The organism is Clostridium sp. AN503, from assembly GCF_040719375.1.
GTDB lineage: Bacteria > Bacillota > Clostridia > Lachnospirales > Lachnospiraceae > Brotaphodocola.
On record NZ_JBFDTP010000002.1, the window covers coordinates 321,612 to 340,137 of the forward strand.

General features: G+C 51.2%; 16 protein-coding genes, 2 pseudogenes and 1 other annotated feature. Of the genes and pseudogenes, 15 read left to right on the top strand and 3 right to left on the bottom strand.

Annotated features, from left to right (window positions below; translation table 11 throughout):
• Positions 1 to 80: 80 nt before the first annotated feature.
• Positions 81 to 662, bottom strand: a complete 582-nt coding sequence (locus tag AB1I67_RS08650; RefSeq protein ID WP_367029486.1) for a TetR/AcrR family transcriptional regulator — start codon at positions 660 to 662, stop codon at positions 81 to 83.
• A gap of 78 nt (positions 663 to 740) precedes the next feature.
• Positions 741 to 1,370, bottom strand: a complete 630-nt coding sequence (locus AB1I67_RS08655) for a GntR family transcriptional regulator (protein ID WP_367029487.1) — start codon at positions 1,368 to 1,370, stop codon at positions 741 to 743.
• A gap of 152 nt (positions 1,371 to 1,522) precedes the next feature.
• Positions 1,523 to 1,779: a binding site (T-box leader), on the top strand.
• Between the two features lie 95 nt (positions 1,780 to 1,874).
• Here AB1I67_RS08655 and proS point away from each other — a divergent pair.
• The 8 genes and pseudogenes from proS to yajC all read left to right on the top strand — a co-directional run bounded on the left by proS (position 1,875) and on the right by yajC (position 10,912).
• A pseudogene (gene proS / locus AB1I67_RS08660) lies at positions 1,875 to 3,309 on the top strand (proline--tRNA ligase).
• Positions 3,310 to 3,447: 138 nt separating this feature from the next.
• Complete coding sequence (locus AB1I67_RS08665) at positions 3,448 to 4,155, top strand: LytTR family DNA-binding domain-containing protein (RefSeq protein ID WP_367029488.1); 708 nt, start codon at positions 3,448 to 3,450, stop codon at positions 4,153 to 4,155.
• Positions 4,152 to 5,414, top strand: a complete 1,263-nt coding sequence (locus AB1I67_RS08670) for an ATP-binding protein (protein ID WP_367029489.1) — start codon at positions 4,152 to 4,154, stop codon at positions 5,412 to 5,414. Before AB1I67_RS08665 ends, AB1I67_RS08670 begins: the two co-directional genes overlap by 4 nt.
• Positions 5,415 to 5,493: 79 nt before the next feature.
• Positions 5,494 to 5,640, top strand: coding sequence for a six-cysteine ranthipeptide SCIFF (gene scfA / locus AB1I67_RS08675; protein WP_118531699.1), 147 nt, complete (start codon positions 5,494 to 5,496; stop codon positions 5,638 to 5,640).
• A 149-nt stretch (positions 5,641 to 5,789) separates the two neighbouring features.
• Complete coding sequence (gene scfB, locus AB1I67_RS08680) at positions 5,790 to 7,190, top strand: thioether cross-link-forming SCIFF peptide maturase (RefSeq protein ID WP_367029490.1); 1,401 nt, start codon at positions 5,790 to 5,792, stop codon at positions 7,188 to 7,190.
• Positions 7,191 to 7,203: 13 nt separating this feature from the next.
• Complete coding sequence (secD, locus tag AB1I67_RS08685; protein WP_367029491.1) at positions 7,204 to 9,369, top strand: protein translocase subunit SecD; 2,166 nt, start codon at positions 7,204 to 7,206, stop codon at positions 9,367 to 9,369.
• Positions 9,370 to 9,380: 11 nt separating this feature from the next.
• Entirely contained in the window at positions 9,381 to 10,520 is a 1,140-nt protein-coding gene (tgt, locus tag AB1I67_RS08690; RefSeq protein ID WP_367029492.1) for a tRNA guanosine(34) transglycosylase Tgt, read from the top strand.
• Positions 10,521 to 10,648: 128 nt separating this feature from the next.
• Positions 10,649 to 10,912 (top strand): preprotein translocase subunit YajC, encoded by a 264-nt coding sequence (yajC, locus tag AB1I67_RS08695; protein ID WP_367032590.1) that lies wholly within the window; start codon positions 10,649 to 10,651, stop codon positions 10,910 to 10,912.
• Between the two features lie 171 nt (positions 10,913 to 11,083).
• On the opposite strand, the gene AB1I67_RS08700 is transcribed toward yajC, so the two are convergent.
• Positions 11,084 to 11,956: a class I SAM-dependent methyltransferase gene (locus AB1I67_RS08700; protein WP_367029493.1), complete on the bottom strand. Its 873-nt coding sequence runs from the start codon at positions 11,954 to 11,956 to the stop codon at positions 11,084 to 11,086.
• 216 nt (positions 11,957 to 12,172) lie between these two features.
• On the opposite strand from AB1I67_RS08700, the gene AB1I67_RS08705 reads away from it, so the two are divergent.
• The 7 genes and pseudogenes from AB1I67_RS08705 to rplW all read left to right on the top strand — a co-directional run bounded on the left by AB1I67_RS08705 (position 12,173) and on the right by rplW (position 18,492).
• A complete protein-coding gene (locus tag AB1I67_RS08705; protein ID WP_367029494.1) occupies positions 12,173 to 13,564 on the top strand; it encodes a cell wall-binding protein in 1,392 nt (463 codons plus the stop codon).
• A gap of 1,104 nt (positions 13,565 to 14,668) precedes the next feature.
• Positions 14,669 to 15,088, top strand: coding sequence for an HTH domain-containing protein (locus AB1I67_RS08710; protein ID WP_367029304.1), 420 nt, complete (start codon positions 14,669 to 14,671; stop codon positions 15,086 to 15,088).
• 11 nt (positions 15,089 to 15,099) lie between these two features.
• Positions 15,100 to 16,113 (top strand): IS3 family transposase, encoded by a 1,014-nt coding sequence (locus AB1I67_RS08715; RefSeq protein ID WP_367029303.1) that lies wholly within the window; start codon positions 15,100 to 15,102, stop codon positions 16,111 to 16,113.
• A gap of 430 nt (positions 16,114 to 16,543) precedes the next feature.
• Entirely contained in the window at positions 16,544 to 16,861 is a 318-nt protein-coding gene (rpsJ, locus tag AB1I67_RS08720) for a 30S ribosomal protein S10 (RefSeq protein ID WP_177958007.1), read from the top strand.
• A gap of 49 nt (positions 16,862 to 16,910) precedes the next feature.
• Entirely contained in the window at positions 16,911 to 17,546 is a 636-nt protein-coding gene (rplC, locus tag AB1I67_RS08725) for a 50S ribosomal protein L3 (protein WP_367029495.1), read from the top strand.
• A 28-nt stretch (positions 17,547 to 17,574) separates the two neighbouring features.
• Positions 17,575 to 18,193 (top strand): annotated as a pseudogene (rplD, locus tag AB1I67_RS08730) (50S ribosomal protein L4).
• Positions 18,193 to 18,492: a 50S ribosomal protein L23 gene (rplW, locus tag AB1I67_RS08735; protein WP_367029496.1), complete on the top strand. Its 300-nt coding sequence runs from the start codon at positions 18,193 to 18,195 to the stop codon at positions 18,490 to 18,492. Before rplD ends, rplW begins: the two are co-directional and overlap by 1 nt.
• Positions 18,493 to 18,526: the final 34 nt, after the last annotated feature.

Sequence of the window (18,526 nt, forward strand, 5' to 3'; positions counted from 1 at the left end):
CAAGTGCTTGCTTGCATGGTACTTATATGAAATGGCTCTGCCTGGGCAGCGCCATCTGATATCTGGTCCATATCTGGTTTTTATTCCGTTGGGGCGATTCCGTTTATAAAGATCCCGACACTATTTTTAATGAAATCCTCCTGTTCTACAGGGGTAAGCTCCTGGCGGAACGATGCTTTTAAAAATGTATAGCCAAAGGTGGCAGAAAAGAACATCATAGCCAGATTCTCAAAATCATGGTGGGGGAGCTTCCCTTTTGCCTCCATCTGGTTAAAATACTCTGCCAGGGATGAGAGGAAAGCCTGTGGGATCTGCATGATCAGAGGAGCGGTCTCTTCATAGAGCTGAGGCGCCCTCAGTCCAATGGACAGGTTCACAAAGTCGGGAGTGATCCGCTCCATATAGGCCCGCATGAACATCTCCAGATCCGGCCGCAGTTCATAACGTAGATCCTGAAAGATCTCCGGGGTCACATTTGCCCGCCATTTCTCCTGGGCGATCCCGTTCAGCACGATATCCTTTTTATTTTTAAACTTCCGGAACAAAGTGCATTCATTGACCTTTGCCAGATTGGCAATATCCTTTGTGGTGGTTGCAACATAGCCTTTATCACGGATCAGGGACATGGTTGCATCGATGATTCTTTGACTGGTATCGTCCAAGGGGGCACCTCCATGCAAGTACTTGCTATCATTTTATCTGGTTTCTGCTTTTTTGTCAACCCGGAGGTATGCCTGCGTTTAGACGCTTTTAAACTCCCGCAGGTCCAGCTCCAGTTTTTTGGTGGCGCCTTCGATATCTTTCTTTTCGATACAGTCCAGGATATCACGGTGGTAGCGCATGTCGATGGGATTGTATTCCTTGTCCCATTTGTCCCAATAGAACTGGGCGTAGGCGCGTTTTAAAATGCCCATGGAGCGTTTGAGCTGGTCCCAGGCATATTCGTTCCGGGCGCAGGAGAGCAGCGCTAAATGAAAATTGGTGTTGTGCTCCCAGTGGAGCCACATATCGTCCACGGATGCGTTGCACAAATCGTCCAGCCGGTACAGTTCTTCCAGCTGAGCCTGGGTGATGGATTCATAGCAATCACGCAGGAATCCGCTCTCCAGCAGGAACCGGAACCGCAGGATATCCTCCGCATCCCTGCTGGTGAGGCGGATCACCTCGTAACCATACCGGGGCAGGTTCCGCAGCACCCCGTCGTTGCACAGGGAGATCAGGGCTTCCCGTACCGGGGACTTGCTGAAGCCATACTTTTCTACCAGCTCCGATTCATTGATGATCTGGTTCGCTTTATATTCTCCCTGGATGATCCCGTCCAGGGTCTTTTGATATACAATGTTTTTAAGACTGCCATTTCCTTTTGCCATATGAATTCTCCGTATCATTAGTGGTTTTATCATAACAAATAAACGAGGCAAAGTAAAGTGGACAGCCAGATGCGGAAACACAAGAGGTTTTAACCCTTGACAAAGCCCCGGAAATGGCGTAGAATCAAGCATACGGGCGTTTGCCTTATAATGGAAAGACTGTGAAGGGGATTAGTAAGCCGTCATACACATGCAGAGAGAAGGCCATTTGGTGAGAGGCTTTTTGTGTCACTGAGCGCTGAACCGGCCCTGGAGTTTTGCAGAGAACTGCAACGTAAGATCCGGCGTTAGCGGATGAAAAAGAGAGCGCTTTTGGATACCGGAGGCCGTCATGGACGGACGCTGGCATAGGCCGGAAGGGCTAATCAGGGTGGTACCGCCGAATTTATCTGGTCATTCGGTCCCTTGTCATTGTGCAGCTGATATGCGCATGGCAGGGACCGGATGGCTTTTTCATTTACCCAATCATTTTTATATAATCGAATAGGAGAGAGGAGCATTGTTATGGCAAAGGATAAGAAATTAGTGGAGGCGATCACATCCATGGATGTGGATTTCGCCCAGTGGTACACCGATGTGGTCAAGAAAGCGGAGCTTTGCGACTACGCCAGCGTGAAGGGCTGTATGGTCATCAAGCCGGCTGGTTATGCGATCTGGGAGAACATCCAGCATGAGCTGGACCGCCGTTTTAAGGAGACCGGTGTGGAGAACGTGTACATGCCGCTGTTTATCCCGGAGAGCCTGCTTAACAAGGAGAAGGATCATGTGGAGGGCTTTGCGCCGGAGGTTGCGTGGGTGACCCACGGCGGCCTGGATGAGCTGCAGGAGCGCATCTGTGTACGCCCGACCTCTGAGACCTTGTTCTGTGATTTTTATGCGAAGGATATCCAGTCTTACCGTGACCTGCCGAAGGTATACAACCAGTGGTGCTCCGTAGTCCGCTGGGAGAAGACCACGCGTCCCTTCCTCCGTTCCAGGGAGTTCTTGTGGCAGGAGGGCCATACGGCCCATGCCACGGCTGAGGAGGCCGAGGAGCGCACAACCCAGATGCTGAATGTCTACGCCGATTTCTGTGAGGAGGTCCTGGCGATCCCGGTCATCCGGGGCCAGAAGACCGACAAAGAGAAGTTCGCAGGCGCAGAGGCTACTTACACCATCGAGGCACTGATGCATGACGGTAAGGCGCTGGCAGTCCGGCACCAGCCATAACTTTGGCGACGGATTTGCGAAGGCGTTTGAGATCCAGTATGCGGCGAAGGACAATTCCCTTCAGTATGTGCACCAGACCTCCTGGGGCATGTCCACCCGCATCATCGGCGCGATCATCATGGTGCATGGAGATGACAACGGGCTGGTACTGCCGCCCCGCATCGCCCCGACCCAGGTTATGATCGTACCGATCCAGCAGCAGAAGGAGGGCGTGCTTGACAAGGCATTTGAGCTTAAGAACGTGCTGTCCGGCTTCCGCGTGAAGGTGGATGACTCCGACAAGAGCCCGGGCTGGAAGTTCAGTGAGTCCGAGATGCGCGGCATCCCGGTCCGTGTGGAGATCGGCCCGAGGGATTTAGAGAACAACGAGGCGGTTTTAGTGCGCCGTGATACTCATGAGAAGATAACAGTCTCCCTGGATGAGATCGGCGCTAAGGTCGGCGAGCTGCTGGAAACGATTCAGCACGACATGCTTGAGCGGGCAAGAGCCCATCGCGACGCACATACCTATGAGGCTGTCACTTATGATGAGTTTGTCAAGACCATCAATGAGAAGCCGGGCTTTGTAAAGGCCATGTGGTGCGGCGACCTTGCATGTGAGGAGAAGATCAAGGAAGACACGGCGGCGACTTCCCGCTGCATGCCGTTTAAGCAGGAACAGCTTTCGGATCATTGTGTCTGCTGCGGAAAACCCGCGAAAAAGATGGTTTACTGGGGCAGGGCGTATTAAGACGCGCCTGTCAGGTGTTGGAGGGCATTCTGCCAGCTTGGAATGGAGGCTGGCGGAATGTCTTTTTTTCTGTTTTTATGGAAACAGGAGAATTTTCATGGTAAGATAAAAAGAAAAATGACCGGGGAGGAAGAGCGGATGCTTAAGATTGCTGTCGTGGACGATGAGCAGGTTTATATCGACCAGATCCAGGAATACATTGCGCAGTATGCAGAGGAAAAGAACCGTGACATCCAGACGGCGGTTTTCCATGACGGGAAGGAGCTTCTGGAGGATTACCGTTCCGGTTATGATATCATCCTGCTGGACATCGAGATGAATGAGATGGACGGGATGGAGGCGGCGCGGGAGATCCGGAAGCAGGATCAGGATGTGGTCCTTGTCTTTATCACCAACATGGCCCAGTATGCGATCAACGGCTATGAGGTGGGGGCTTTGGATTATGTGCTGAAGCCGATCAATTACTATACATTTTCTGTGCGCCTGGACAGGGCGGTCTCCCGGGTGAAGAAGCGCCAGCCGGAGGAGATCCTCTTAAGCCTGCCCGACGGGATCAGGCGGCTGAAGGCGGACCGGATCCACTATGTGGAGGTACAGAACCGGATGCTCCATTACTACACGGAGGACGGCGTTTTTGTGGTGCGCGGAACGCTGCAGGGAGCGGAGGAGCAGCTTAGGGAGTGCCATTTTGTCCGCTGCAACCACTGGTATCTGGTCAATCTCAGCTATGTTTCGGAGATCCGGAAAAATATTGTGATCGTAGCCGGGGATGAACTGGAGATCAGCCGGAGGAACAAGACTGCGTTTCTGTCGGCGCTTACGGATTATATGGGGATGGGAATATGATGTGGTTTGTAAGTGAATTGAATCTGACAATCTGGGCGGCGTGCATTCTTTACATGTGGCCGCTAAAGCACCGCCCGCGTTACGGTCTGAGGCTCTTTGCAATGGTGTTGGCCGGCAGCGCGGCGTTGACTGTTACCAGCATATTCCTTCCGGACCATATTATACTTCAGGCGTCCTGTCATTTCCTGCTCTGCGCAGCGGGGGTCTGCTTCTGCTGTGCGGTCCCGGTGGGAGATGCGGTCTACTGCGCAACCTGGGCGATGATCACCCAGCAGGTGGCGTACGAGATCACTTACCTGATGACAGAACAGCTCCGGATCTCCCAACCGGCGCTTATGGTTGGCGGTACACTGCTGGTTTTTGCCGGGATCTATGCTGTGGCCGGCGTGACGATCGTCCGGTATATGCCGGAGCAGGGAGTGTACCATGTAGGCCCCCGGCAGCTCTCGTCGGCCATGTTTCTGCTGGTTGTGTTTGAACTGCTGTTTAGCTTTCTGCGGGAGGGAGACCGGTCAGGCGGCTCCGATATGATGTACATCTGGAATGTGATGCTGGTGCAGTGCTACTGCGTTACGATCCTGTACCTCCAGAATACCCTGTTCAAGAAAAGCGCCATGAAACAGGAGCTGGACACCCTAAACCAGCTCTGGCACCAGCAGAAGGAGCAGTATGAGCTGTCACGTGAGACCATCTCGCTGATCAACCACAAATGCCATGACTTAAAGCATCAGATCGCAGCCATGCGCGCGATCACCAGTCCGGAGGAGCGCGAGAAATACCTGCGGGAGGTAGAGGACTCGGTACAGATCTACGATTCCATCGTGAAGACCGGGAACGAGGTCCTTGACACTGTGCTGACAGAAAAAAGCCTGTTCTGTGCGGCCAACAATATTAAGATCAACTGCATCGCCGATGGCAGGAGGATGGATGTCATGGATCCGGTGGATTTATATACCGTGTTTGGAAATGCGCTGGACAATGCCATCGAGAGTGTGAAGCAGCTGGAAAACCGGGAGATGCGCATGATCGACGTGCTGGTCTATGTCAGGCAGCAGTTTTTGATGATCAATATCATGAATCCCATCGGAAACCGGGTGGAATTTGAGGGAGAACTGCCTGTCAGTACAAAGACGAAGAATGGGTATCATGGATTTGGCCTGAAAAGTATACGGCATACGGTGGGGAAGTATAATGGATTTATGAAGATCGATACGGCGGAGAATATATTTTCGCTGAAGATTTTGATGCCGCTGAGGTGAAACTTTATCTTGCACCTGGCGCCCACATATGATATAATCTCAAGGAATTGTAAGCATTTATCATTAGGAGGCGAGAGATATGAAGCACGTAAAAACTTTAAATAACAAAACCTTAAAAGAGTCCATGAAGAAGGGCGGATGCGGCGAGTGCCAGACTTCCTGCCAGTCCGCATGCAAGACTTCCTGCACCGTTGGCAACCAGAGCTGTGAGAACGCAAACAGATAGTTCTTCTGGTTTACGCCGGACACCGAGATAAGGCAGATGAGAAAGACCCCTATGGTCCCGGATTGTAGGGGTCTTTTCCTTGTCTGCCCGTTCGTATTGGTGTTTCGGACAGGATTATGCCGGAGTCAGTACTAGATAAGGAGAAAACAGTGATTCATCAATACAAAAATAACGGTTACAATATCATTATGGATATTGCCAGCGGTTCCGTCCACGTGGTGGACGACGTGGTCTATGATGCGGTCGCTTTGCTAGAGCCGGCCATCGGCGAGATCGACAAGGCCGCGCCGATCCCGCAGGAGGCGCGGGACAGCGCTGCGGCAAAGCTTGAGGAAACTTATCCGTCCGAAGAGGTGGAGGAAGCGCTCGCAGAGGTCCAGGAGCTGATCGACGCGGAGGAGCTTTACACAAAGGATATCTACCAGGAATATGTGACGGATTTTAAAAAGCGCGAGACAGTGGTCAAGGCCCTGTGCCTGCATATTGCCCATGACTGCAATCTGGGCTGTAAGTACTGCTTTGCCGAGGAGGGAGAATACCACGGCAGAAGGGCGCTCATGAGCTTTGAGGTGGGCAAAAAGGCGCTGGACTTTTTGATCGCCAATTCCGGGAACAGGCGGAACTTGGAGGTGGATTTCTTCGGCGGCGAGCCGCTGATGAACTGGGACGTGGTGAAACAGCTTGTGGAGTACGGGCGGTCCCAGGAGGCAGAGCATAACAAGCGGTTCCGGTTTACCCTGACCACCAACGGAGTGCTGCTCAGTGACGAGATCATGGATTTCTGCAACAGGGAGATGAGTAATGTGGTCTTAAGCTTGGACGGCCGCAGGGAGGTCAACGACCTGATGCGTCCCACCAGGAACGGTCACGGCAGCAGCTATGATATCATTGTTCCCAAGTTCCAGAAGTTTGCGAAGAGCCGCGCCGGGAAAGACTATTATGTGCGGGGGACCTTTACCAGGAACAATCTGGACTTTTCTGAGGATGTGAAGCATTTTGCGGATCTGGGATTTGAACAGATGTCCATAGAGCCGGTGGTATCTGCTCCTGAGGAGCCGTATTCCATCCGGGAGGAGGATCTGCCGCAGATTCTTGAGGAATATGACAAGCTGGCGGTGGAGTACATCAAACGCAAAAAAGAAGGGAAGGGCTTTAATTTCTTCCATTTTATGATCGACTTGAACCAGGGGCCGTGCGTCGCGAAGCGGCTGTCCGGCTGCGGTTCGGGGACAGAATATCTGGCGGTCACCCCATGGGGAGACTTCTATCCCTGCCATCAGTTTGTGGGGCAGGAGGATTTCCTGATGGGCAATGTGGATACCGGTATCGTGCGCACGGATATCCGGGATGAGTTCAAGCTTTGCAATGTGTATGCGAAGGATAAGTGCAGGGATTGTTTTGCGAGATTTTACTGCAGCGGAGGCTGCGCGGCAAATTCTTACAACTTCCACGGGTGCATTACGGACGCTTATGACATCGGCTGCGAGATGCAGAAGAAACGGATTGAGTGTGCGATTATGATAAAGGCGGCGCTTGCCGACGAAAATTAAGGAGATAAAAGCCATGAAAAACAGTAAGGTAAAGGGCCTTCTCGGCGTACTGGCGCTGCTGTTCGCAGTAGGGCTGTTCGGATTTTTTGGCTATGATACCATGGATGATATCAAGCTGGGTCTGGACCTGGCCGGCGGTGTCAGCATTACGTATCAGGCAGTCGAGGAGAACCCCACAGCGGAGGAAATGTCCGACACGATTTACAAGCTTCAGCAGAGGGTACAGAATTACAGCACCGAGGCTGAGGTGTACCAGGAGGGAAGCAACCGGATCAATATTGATATCCCGGGAGTTTCCGACGCCAATGCAGTTTTGGAGGAGCTGGGAAAACCGGGTTCTCTGGTGTTCATTGACGAGAGCGGCCAGGTAATCCTGACCGGAGACCAGGTGGCATCCGCCAAGGCGGGCATCATCGACCAGAACGGCATGAAGTCCTATGTGGTAAGCTTAAGCTTTACCGACGAGGGGACCAAGGCGTTTGCAGATGCGACCACAGCCAATGTGGGTAAGCGGATCGCGATCATCTATGACGGAACCGTTTATTCCAACCCGGTTGTACGGGAAGCGATCACCGGCGGACAGTGCCAGATTGACGGCATGACGGATTTTGATGAGGCAGAGAACCTGGCAGCGACCATCCGTATCGGTTCCCTGTCCCTGGAGCTGGAAGAACTGCGTTCCAACGTGGTCGGAGCCAAGCTGGGGCAGGAGGCGATCAATACCAGCTTAAAAGCAGGCGCGATCGGTTTTGCCATCGTTGCAGTCTTTATGATGGCAGCCTATCTGATCCCTGGTGTGGCGGCAGTGATGGCTCTGGCCCTGTATGTGGGCGTGATCCTGATCCTGTTGAATGCATTTGAAGTGACCCTGACCCTTCCGGGTATCGCGGGTATCATCCTCTCCGTCGGGATGGCGGTGGATGCCAACGTTATCATCTTTACCCGTATCAAGGAGGAGATCGGTCTTGGGAAGACCGTGAAGTCTGCAATTAAGACCGGTTTTGCGAAGGCGCTGTCTGCGATCGTGGACGGCAACATCACCACGCTGATCGCTGCGGCTGTGCTGTACCTGCGCGGTTCAGGTACGGTGAAGGGCTTTGCCACCACCCTTGCCATCGGTATTGTGCTTTCCATGGTGACGGCGCTGTTTGTTACCAAGGGCGCACTGTACTCCCTGTATAATTTAGGGCTTCAGGACCCGAAATTCTATGGTACAAAGAAAGATGGGAAGCTCATCAATTTCCTGGGCAAGAGAAATATCTGCTTCATCATCTCTATTGTGGTCATCGTTGCAGGCTGGGCCGGCATGGCGGTGAACAATGGTCAGATGGGACGTATCCTCAACTACGGTATGGACTTTACCGGCGGTACCTCCACCAACGTTACTTTTAACGAGGATATGAGCCTGGAGGATATCTCCTCCAAGGTTGTTCCGGTAGTATCGGAGATCACAGGTGACGCGGATGTGCAGACCCAGAAGGTTGCAGGTACTAACGAGGTCATCATCAAGACCAAGACTCTGAACGTAGACCAGAGACAGCAGCTGGATGACGCTATGGTTGAGAAGTTCGGCGTAGAGTCGGAGAAGATCACGGCAGAGAGTATTTCCGGCGCAGTGAGCGCGGAGATGAAGCAGGACGCTTTCGTGGCGGTTATCATTGCGACCGTTCTGATGCTGCTCTATATCTGGTTCCGGTTTAAGGATATCAAGTTTGCAGCCAGTGCGATCATGGCGCTGGTGCACGACGTACTGGTTGTGCTGACCTTCTATGCCATTGCAAAATGGTCCGTCGGCTCCACCTTTATCGCATGCATGCTGACGATCGTGGGTTACTCCATCAATGCGACCATCGTTATCTTTGACCGTATCCGTGAGAACCTGGCAACGAAGGGCAGCAAGCAGTCCCTGGAGGAGATCGTGAACCGCAGTATCACCCAGACCTTCACACGGAGCATCAACACCTCACTGACTACGTTTGTCATGGTATTTGTTCTGTTCCTGCTGGGCGTATCCTCCATCCGTGAGTTTGCACTGCCGCTGATGGTTGGTATCGTATGCGGAACCTATTCCTCCGTATGCGTGACCGGCGCACTCTGGTACGTGATGACTGTAAGGAAGAACAAGAAAAATGAAGAAGCTAAAGCGGTTGCCAGGGCAGCGGCAAAGCAGAAGAAATAACGGGAAATAATATGAGATATCAATTGATTACAACGGATGGCCGTGCAAAGCGGGCCGAGGTCCAGACCGTGCACGGTACCATCCAGACCCCGGTATTTATGAATGTAGGTACTGTGGCAGCCATCAAAGGCGCAGTATCCACGGACGACCTGCGCCAGATCGGGACCCAGGTACAGCTCTCCAACACCTACCACCTCCATGTGAGGACCGGGGACAAGCTGATCAAGCAGTTTGGCGGGCTTCATAAGTTCATGAACTGGGACCGGCCGATCCTGACGGATTCCGGCGGGTTCCAGGTGTTCTCCCTGTCAGGCCTGCGCAAGATCAAGGAAGAGGGCGTGTACTTCAGCTCCCATATCGACGGCAGAAAGATATTCATGGGACCGGAGGAGAGCATGCAGATCCAGTCCAATCTGGCCTCGACCATCGCCATGGCATTCGACGAGTGCCCGCCCAGCCATGCGGATTTTGGCTACATCCAGAATTCCGTGGACCGCACCACCAGATGGCTGGAGCGGTGTAAAAAGGAGATGGCGCGGCTCAATTCCCTGCCGGATACGATCAACAGAGAACAGCTTTTATTCGGCATCAACCAGGGCGGCGTTGTGGATGAGATCCGCATCAGCCATGCAAAGACCATTGCAGATATGGACTTGGACGGCTATGCAGTCGGCGGCCTGGCAGTGGGAGAGAGCCACGAGGAGATGTATCACGTCCTGGATGTGACGGTTCCCCATCTTCCTCAGAACAAGCCCACCTATCTGATGGGAGTCGGGACGCCGGCCAATATCCTGGAGGCAGTGGACCGGGGCGTGGACTTCTTTGACTGTGTGTATCCGTCAAGGAATGGCCGTCACAGCCACGTCTACACCAACTTTGGCAAGATGAACTTAATGAACCAGAAGTATGAGCTGGATCCCCGTCCGATTGAGGAAGGATGCCAGTGCCCGGCATGCCGCTCCTACAGCAGGGCGTATATCCGCCATCTGTTCAAGGCGAAAGAAATGCTGGGAATGCGATTATGTGTCTTGCATAATCTGTATTTTTATAATACAATGATGAAAGAGATTCGCGACGCGATCGAGGAGCACCGTTATGCATCCTACAAGGCTGAAAAGCTGGGGCGGATGGCGGCGGGTCCCCAGGACTAGACCGGTAAGGACCGGAGCGGTTATCTACTAAAACTAAGAAAATTAAGAAAAGCGGGTGGCTGTAGCGAGGCGGCAGCCGGACTGCGAGGAGGACTTTTATGTTAACAGCAACAGGCGGAATTTCCCCAATGTTTTTGATCGGCTATATCATTTTCTTCTGTGCACTGATGTACTTTATGGCGATCCGCCCACAGCAGAAGGAGAAGAAAAAACAGCAGGAGCTGCTGTCCAGCGTAGCCATCGGCGACAGCATCCTGACCACCAGCGGATTCTACGGGATTGTGATCGATATGACTGAGGATACCGTGATCGTGGAGTTTGGCAACAACAAGAACTGCCGGATCCCGATGCAGAAGGCGGCGATCGTGCAGGTTGAGAAGCCGGAGGTATAAAAACCAGTAGGCAGTTCGGGATATTTGCAGTAAAAAAAGGGAAGAAAAGGTTTTGATTACAGAGCCTTTTCTTCCCTTTTTAAATGGCATTTATAGAAAATGAAGTTATTTTTTGTCTTCGCCATATAAAATGAATTGGTCATATGCAAGAATATTTTTGCCTAATCGCTGTCAGCGCTTCCATCTTCCTGAAGCCCCACAGGGCAGCACAAGCCCGGTCTCGGTGACGGGAAGGCCTACTTCCTGGGAATCCACATGTCCGCCGAATTTTGGCACGATCTCAGTTGCAAGCATGTAGGTTAAAACCGCCGGCGCCAGGCCGGTGGTGTAGGAATTGATAAGGAAGAAAAGCGGTTCATCGGACAGAAGCTGCACACACAGCTTCACCAGCGGATGGATCGCGTCCTCGATCTTCCAGATCTCACCCTTGGGACCCCGTCCGTAAGAGGGCGGGTCCATGATGATGGCGTCGTAATGGTTGCCCCGGCGGATCTCCCGCTCTACGAACTTGACGCAGTCGTCCACCAGCCACCGTATAGGTGCGCCGGACAGCCCGGAGGATGCGGCATTCTCCTTAGCCCAGCCAACCATGCCTTTGGAAGCGTCCACATGGGTGACATTGGCTCCGGCTGCTGCTGCGGCCAGTGTAGCTCCGCCGGTATAAGCGAACAGGTTAAGCACCCTTATGGGGCGGTCAGCCGGACGCCGGGCCTGCCGGATCTTTTCGCCAAACCAGTCCCAGTTGGCAGCCTGCTCCGGGAACAGTCCGGTATGCTTGAAACTGAATGGTTTTAAGTTGAAGGTCAGTTCCTTATAGCCGATCGTCCACTGCTCCGGCAGATCAAAGAACTCCCACTCGCCGCCGCCCTTGGCGCTGCGGTGGTAGTGTCCGTTCATGTAACGCCAGCCCTTGTGGGTCTTTGGCGTATCCCATATGACCTGCGGGTCGGGGCGGACTAAAAGATAGTCCCCCCAGCGCTCCAGCTTTTCTCCTTTCGAACAGTCTATGACCTGGTAATCCTTCCAGCCATCTGCTAACCACATAATATTTATCCAGCCTTTCCGGGCGTTATCCCCTTAATTTGCGTTGTTTCGGACACTTTCTGCGCGTCTCTACATTCATTATACAAAGTATGCTATAAAATAGTCAAGGATTTCAAAAATTGTAAGATTTTCCGACATTTTTTTGTTGAATAATTAACTATATCTTGTTACAATGTAAGTTAGATGTACTAAGGAATGAGGTAAAGGAGCGTCAATATGAAGAAAAAAGGTTTGGCAGTCCTTGCGCTGGCGGTGGTGATGACCCTGGGCACCGCGGGGATTACGGCGCTGGCAGCTGCGGGCTGGGTACAGGAAGGCAACGGTTGGGCATACTACAGCGCATCCGGCAGCCGTACCAGCAATGCGTGGCGTCAGGCGAATGATGGAACCTGGAGATATTTGAACGGCAGCGGTGTGATGGCGGTGGATTCATGGGTGGACAACGATAATTACTATGTGGATTCCAACGGTATCATGGTATCGAATAAGTGGCTGCAGGTGACCAATTCAAACAGCGATACCGGATACGACTGGTACTACTTTACCACCAGCGGAAAGTGCGTGAAGGAAAAGTGGGAGAAGATCAACGACAAGTGGTATTATTTCGGTGATACCGGTGCTATGCAGACTGGATGGATCCTGGACGATATGTATTACTGCGGTGCGGACGGCGTGATGCTGACCGGCTGGCAGAAGCTGGTACCGCCGGATGAGACGGAGCATGAGGATGATGATTACGGCCCGTTCAGTGAGACTGAGAACGACGGTAAGTACTGGTACTATTTCAGCACCAACGGCAAGAAGGTCGTGCCCGATGACGATGATGGTGACAATATCAAACAGAAGAAGATCAACGGAGTTTATTATTGTCTTGCAGAAGATGGAGCGATGCAGACCGGCTGGGTTTGTGTGACCGGGGATGATTCGGAGAACATCGAGGATTACCGTTATGTGGATTCCAACGGGAAGGTGCGTGTGGGCTGGTATTCCGCAGAGCCGCCGGAGGATCTTCAGAACAATTATGACCATGATGTAGAGTGGTTCTACTTCAACAATAAAGGCGTTCCCAAGGTAGGGCCGGAACGTGGTTCCGCTACTACAAAGGACTTAGTGAAGATCAACGGGAACACCTACCTGTTTGATGAGAAGGGCGTTCCGGTATACGGGATCCAGAAGGTTTATACAGACAGTGATGAGTCTGAGTACACTTCCTACTACTTTGGAACCCGGGCACAGAGCTGCATGATAAAAGGCAAGCACAACATCGATGAGGGCGGAGATACGCGCCAGTTCTATTTCAGCTCTACAGGCCGCGGATATACCGGAGTGTATGACAATTACCTGTATTACATGGGCAAGCTGCAGAAAGCAGATTCCGGCAGCCGTTACGAGGTGTTCACGATCCCGCAGGGCAACAGCTACAAGAACTACGTGATCAACACTTCCGGCCGCATTGCCAAGAACACCACGGTCAAGGACCGGGACGGTGTCAAGTACAAGACCAACAGCGGCGGCGTCCTGGTCAAGGAGGACGACGAGTCTGTAGATGGTGGGACTTACTCAAGCCCGGAGGAGCCGGACTGGAGCGCATTTGGTGATGATTATTAAATTTTGGGCGGAGGGTTACGCAACCTCCGCCTGTTTTGTTTCTGGGAGAGATCCAGGGGACACGGGGCTTTGGGCTCCGGTTCCGGGGATAAGGGGAACTAACGCAAAAAAACACCGGAAGCAGGGCAACGCTCCAGCTCCGGAATATTCTTGATGAATATTCCTCCGCGTCGCGCTACGCCTGGGACTTGTGGTCCCAGGCTCGGCCCTGATTCCGGCGCTTTTTTGCGCAAGTTCCCCTAATCCCCTCCACAGTCACCCAAATCCCCGTGTCCCCTGCCTCTCTCCCGGCTACGCTGCCTCGGAGGTTGCTGTTCCCTGGCTCCCATCGGTAGGTTGCTGGCAGAGGTCCAGGCTTATTAGCGCCCCTTTTTCTGTTTTGCATTTGTTTTTTTGTGGTTATGTTCCTATATAAAATGTCTATATTATCTGTATTATAATAGGTAAGAACCTTTGAAGACATAAGCTTATAAATGAGATGAAGTAAAGAATAGCATTAAGAATTGAGTTGTACAGTTGTACAGAAGGTGTTTCGAATGTTTACCTATTAATAATAAAGATGAAGCAATCATGTAATTTCATGGCAGAGTATAATACTGGACAATAAAGTTTAATATTGAAATATGATGCTGTAGTTTAAGGCTATAATTAAAGAATACAGTTCAAGGACATGCTTTAGGTGCTGATTTATCAAATTCAAACGTCCAATTTTACAGTAGAGAATCATGACGCATTAGATGGTATGGTAGTGGCCGCGTAGTTATTGAACGGTTTGGGTTTTTTTGCAGTAGTGGAAGAGATGCGCAGTCCGGGAATGGGAGCGGGAGGGGGAAGGGCGAGGCAGAGGGCATATTGCGGAGTATAATGTACCCATAAGTGTGGACACATTGGAAAGTGGGGGACCCTCTTTTTAGACAGACCGCCTTGTCAGCCCCTTAAATATGAACAGCCCCCTGCATTCCCGTCCCCTTATAATGCACACACTCTGCTGGTGTACCCGTTTTATTGGACTGCACCCCGGAACTTTAGCCTGGCCCCCGTTTTCTTTTGGCATATTCACTTTCCTTATGGTATTCTTAAATTAAGAACAACAGGAGGAATACCATGAGCAGAAAACCCTTTACCGAAGAAGAAATACTGTTGCTGCGACAAAACCCTTACACCTACAGCGTGACCCAGTTTCAATTGAACCTTACCAAAGAGTTCAAAGAGATCTTTTATTCAGAATACCAGAAAGGGGAACTTCCCCGGAAGATTCTGGAGGATCACGGCTATAACCCGGCCATCCTGGGGGAGCGCAGGATCTGGAGTATTTCCGGCCACATCCGGGAACAGTACAAGAAGTACGGCTGTTTCTACGAAGGGAACTACACACATGGAAAGAGGCAGCCCCAGGAGCAGACGGGTGATAACCATGCATCTGAAAAAGAAGAACTGAAACAGCTTCGGCATGAGGTCGATTACCTGAAACAGGAAGTGGAGTTTTTAAAAAAAATTTCTGCAGTCAGAACTACCAGAAAGTAGGTGCACTGCTCATGAACGACTCTTCGTGTATTTTTGAGATTATTCAGCAGACCCTGGCACAGAACGGGAACACCCTCTCCGCCAAAGAACTCTGTTCGGCAGCCGGGGTTTCCAGGAGCGGCTATTATGCCTGGCTGAAAGCTGCCCCGGTCCGTGAGCAGAAGGAAGAGGAGGACCGCCGGGATTTCGAGCTGGTACTGTCCGCTTATAAGCAGCACGGTTATCCCAAAGGAGCCCGGGGCATCCATATGGCTCTGCTCCACAGTGACCCTCCGGTCATCATGAACCTGAAAAAGATCCGCAGGCTGATGGAAAAGTTCCGGCTGTCCTGCCCATACCGGGGCCCGAATCCCAATAAGAGACTCGCAAAAGCGCTCCGGACTGGAAGTGTTTCGGATAACCTGCTCCGCCGTGAGTTCGAAAGTTATGGGCCGAGGATGGTGTTGCTGACAGATATCACTTACCTGCCTTATGCCGGAAGGTTTGCTTATCTGTCTACGATCCTGGATGCTTTTACGAAACAGATACTCTCTTATGTGCTCAGCGAATCGCTGGAAGTGGACTTCGTACTGGAAACAGTGGAGAGGCTGATCGCAGACCATGGAATCTCCCTGCATGCCGAAACAATTATCCACAGCGACCAGGGCTGTCATTATACCAGCCGAAGCTTTATCAACATCCTTTATGACAGAAAACTGCGCCAGTCCATGTCCCGCAAGGGCTGCTGCTGGGACAATGCCCCGCAGGAAAGCTTCTTCGGGCATATGAAGGACCACATCAGGGGAAACCTGGCGGATTGTGCTGCGTTCATCGAAGTAAAGTGTGTGATAGATGACTATATGGAGTACTACAATAATGAGCGTTACCAATGGAAACTTGCAAAGTTAGCCCCAAACGAGTTTTATGACTTTTTCATCACTGGGAAGTATCCACTGGATATCCCCAACAGGCCGTCCTGTCCGGTGATTACAAAAAGGCCGGAGGAATTAGGAGGCAGAATACTTCAAAGTAACAAGATTACTTAAAACTATCATAGAATACCATAATAATAGAAAACAGGACATCTGAGAACAGGATGTAGGTAAAAGAGGAGGAAAAATAAACTGCCCCACTTTTAAAAATGTCCTTGACAAGGGGGACAGTTCACCTCGCCACCCCCCCTCCCCTCAAAAAAAAATCCAAAAAGTACTTGCATTTGGAAAAAATGTGTGCTAATATACAAAGGCTGTGACATGATAGCGATGAAGCGCGAGGTTGCCGTCCAATGTGGCGGGTTTTCCGTGGAGCGAATGTCAAGTTAGGAAACTGACGACAAGTCACTGTACCAATTTAACAGCTGTAAAACTTAGGTCATGCAGTAACGCAGTGTGGGTCCACCGCGACACACACGGAGATGTGTACAGTCACCGCTTGTCGTACTTCAACTAAAAGTGCGAAAAGGAGGCGACTTTTTTTATGGCAAGTCAAGTAATGAGAATCACATTAAAAGCTTATGATCATCAGTTAGTTGATCAGTCTGCTGGAAAGATCATCGAGACCGTAAAGAAGACAGGGGCTCAGGTGAGTGGACCGGTGCCGTTACCAACCAAGAAGGAAGTAGTAACGATCTTGAGAGCGGTACACAAGTACAAAGATTCCAGAGAGCAGTTCGAGCAGAGGACTCACAAGAGACTCATCGATATCATCACCCCGAGCCAGAAGACAGTAGATGCTCTGTCCAAGTTAGAGATGCCGGCTGGTGTGTATATCGACATCAAAATGAAACAGAAATAAGCTTTAGTATGATTGCCGCAAAGGTAATCCGCTGTAAGGAGGAAAAGAAATGAAGAAAGCTATCTTAGCTACCAAAGTCGGAATGACCCAGATCTTCAACGAAGACGGCGTTTTAGTTCCGGTAACTGTTCTTCAGGCTGGCCCGTGTGTAGTAACCCAGGTCAAGACCCAGGAGAACGATGGCTACAAAGCCGTACAGGTTGGTTTTGTGGACAAGAGAGAGAAACTGGTTAGCAAACCGGTGAAAGGACACTTCGACAAAGCTGGAGTTTCCTATAAGAGATTCGTCCGCGAGTTCCGTTTCGACAACGCAGAGGACTACTCTGTAAAGGACGAGATCAAAGCTGACATCTTCGCGAATGGCGACAAGATCGATGCAACTGCTGTTTCTAAAGGTAAAGGTTTCCAGGGCGCCATCAAGAGACATGGCCAGTCCAGAGGACCGATGGCTCATGGTTCCAAGTTCCATCGTCACGCAGGTTCCAACGGTTCCTGTTCCGATCCGAGCAAGGTATTCAAGGGCAAGAAGATGCCGGGTCACATGGGCAGCAAGCAGGTAACCATTCAGAATCTCGAGATCGTCAAGGTTGACGCTGAGAACAATCTGATTCTGGTTAAGGGCGCTGTTCCAGGACCGAAGAAATCTTTAGTAACGATCAAAGAAACAGTAAAAGCTTGCAACTAAGCTTTGATGAGAAAGGAGGAACACACAGATGGCAAACGTATCTGTTTACAATATGGAAGGTAATGAAGTAGGCAAGATGGATTTAAGCGATGCTGTATTCGGTGTTGAGGTTAACGAGCACTTAGTACACATGGCAGTCGTTGCACAGCTTGCTAACAAGCGTCAGGGTACTCAGAAAGCAAAAACCCGCTCTGAGGTATCCGGTGGTGGAAGAAAACCGTGGAGACAGAAAGGAACCGGACATGCACGTCAGGGTTCAACCAGATCACCGCAGTGGACCGGCGGCGGCGTAGTATTCGCTCCGACCCCGAGAGACTACACCATCAGACTGAACAAGAAGGAAAAGAGCAGCTCTTAAGTCCGCTCTGACCAGCAGAGTATTGGAGAACAAGTTCATCGTACTCGACGAGCTGAAGTTAGATGAGATCAAGACCAAGAAGTTCCAGAATGTTCTTAACAACTTAAAGGTGAACAAAGCTTTAGTTGTGATCGGCGAGGACAGCGAGAACGTAGCAAAGTCCGCAAAGAACATCCCGACTGTTAAGACCGCTTATGTCAACACCATCAATGTGTATGACATTCTGAAATACAACACTGTAGTAGCAACCAAGGCTGCTGTAGCAAACATCGAGGAGGTGTACGCATAATGGCAAACATTCAGTACTATGACGTCATTTTGAAGCCAATCGTGACTGAGAAAAGCATGAATGCAATGGCTGAGAAGAAATACACTTTCCAGGTTCACACCGATGCGAACAAGGCCATGATCAAAGAGGCCGTTGAAAAAATGTTCCCGGGAACCAAAGTAAAGAGTGTAAACACCATGAACAGCGAAGGCAAGCAGAAGAGACGCGGCATGACCTTCGGCAAGACCGCAGCTACCAAGAAAGCGATCGTACAGCTGACAGAAGACAGCAAGGAGATCGAGGTATTCGCTGGACTGTAAGCGGCAATCCGCAGGGCACCCTCAAAAATGTTCA

Coding starts and splice junctions, on each gene's coding strand:
- AB1I67_RS08655 (WP_367029487.1), bottom strand. CDS start 1,370: ATGGCAAAAGGAAATGGCAGTCTTAAAAACATTGTATATCAAAAGACC.
- AB1I67_RS08665 (WP_367029488.1), top strand. CDS start 3,448: ATGCTTAAGATTGCTGTCGTGGACGATGAGCAGGTTTATATCGACCAG.
- AB1I67_RS08670 (WP_367029489.1), top strand. CDS start 4,152: ATGATGTGGTTTGTAAGTGAATTGAATCTGACAATCTGGGCGGCGTGC.
- scfA (WP_118531699.1), top strand. CDS start 5,494: ATGAAGCACGTAAAAACTTTAAATAACAAAACCTTAAAAGAGTCCATG.
- secD (WP_367029491.1), top strand. CDS start 7,204: ATGAAAAACAGTAAGGTAAAGGGCCTTCTCGGCGTACTGGCGCTGCTG.
- tgt (WP_367029492.1), top strand. CDS start 9,381: ATGAGATATCAATTGATTACAACGGATGGCCGTGCAAAGCGGGCCGAG.
- yajC (WP_367032590.1), top strand. CDS start 10,649: ATGTTTTTGATCGGCTATATCATTTTCTTCTGTGCACTGATGTACTTT.
- AB1I67_RS08700 (WP_367029493.1), bottom strand. CDS start 11,956: ATGTGGTTAGCAGATGGCTGGAAGGATTACCAGGTCATAGACTGTTCG.
- AB1I67_RS08705 (WP_367029494.1), top strand. CDS start 12,173: ATGAAGAAAAAAGGTTTGGCAGTCCTTGCGCTGGCGGTGGTGATGACC.
- AB1I67_RS08710 (WP_367029304.1), top strand. CDS start 14,669: ATGAGCAGAAAACCCTTTACCGAAGAAGAAATACTGTTGCTGCGACAA.
- AB1I67_RS08715 (WP_367029303.1), top strand. CDS start 15,100: ATGAACGACTCTTCGTGTATTTTTGAGATTATTCAGCAGACCCTGGCA.
- rpsJ (WP_177958007.1), top strand. CDS start 16,544: ATGGCAAGTCAAGTAATGAGAATCACATTAAAAGCTTATGATCATCAG.
- rplC (WP_367029495.1), top strand. CDS start 16,911: ATGAAGAAAGCTATCTTAGCTACCAAAGTCGGAATGACCCAGATCTTC.
- rplW (WP_367029496.1), top strand. CDS start 18,193: ATGGCAAACATTCAGTACTATGACGTCATTTTGAAGCCAATCGTGACT.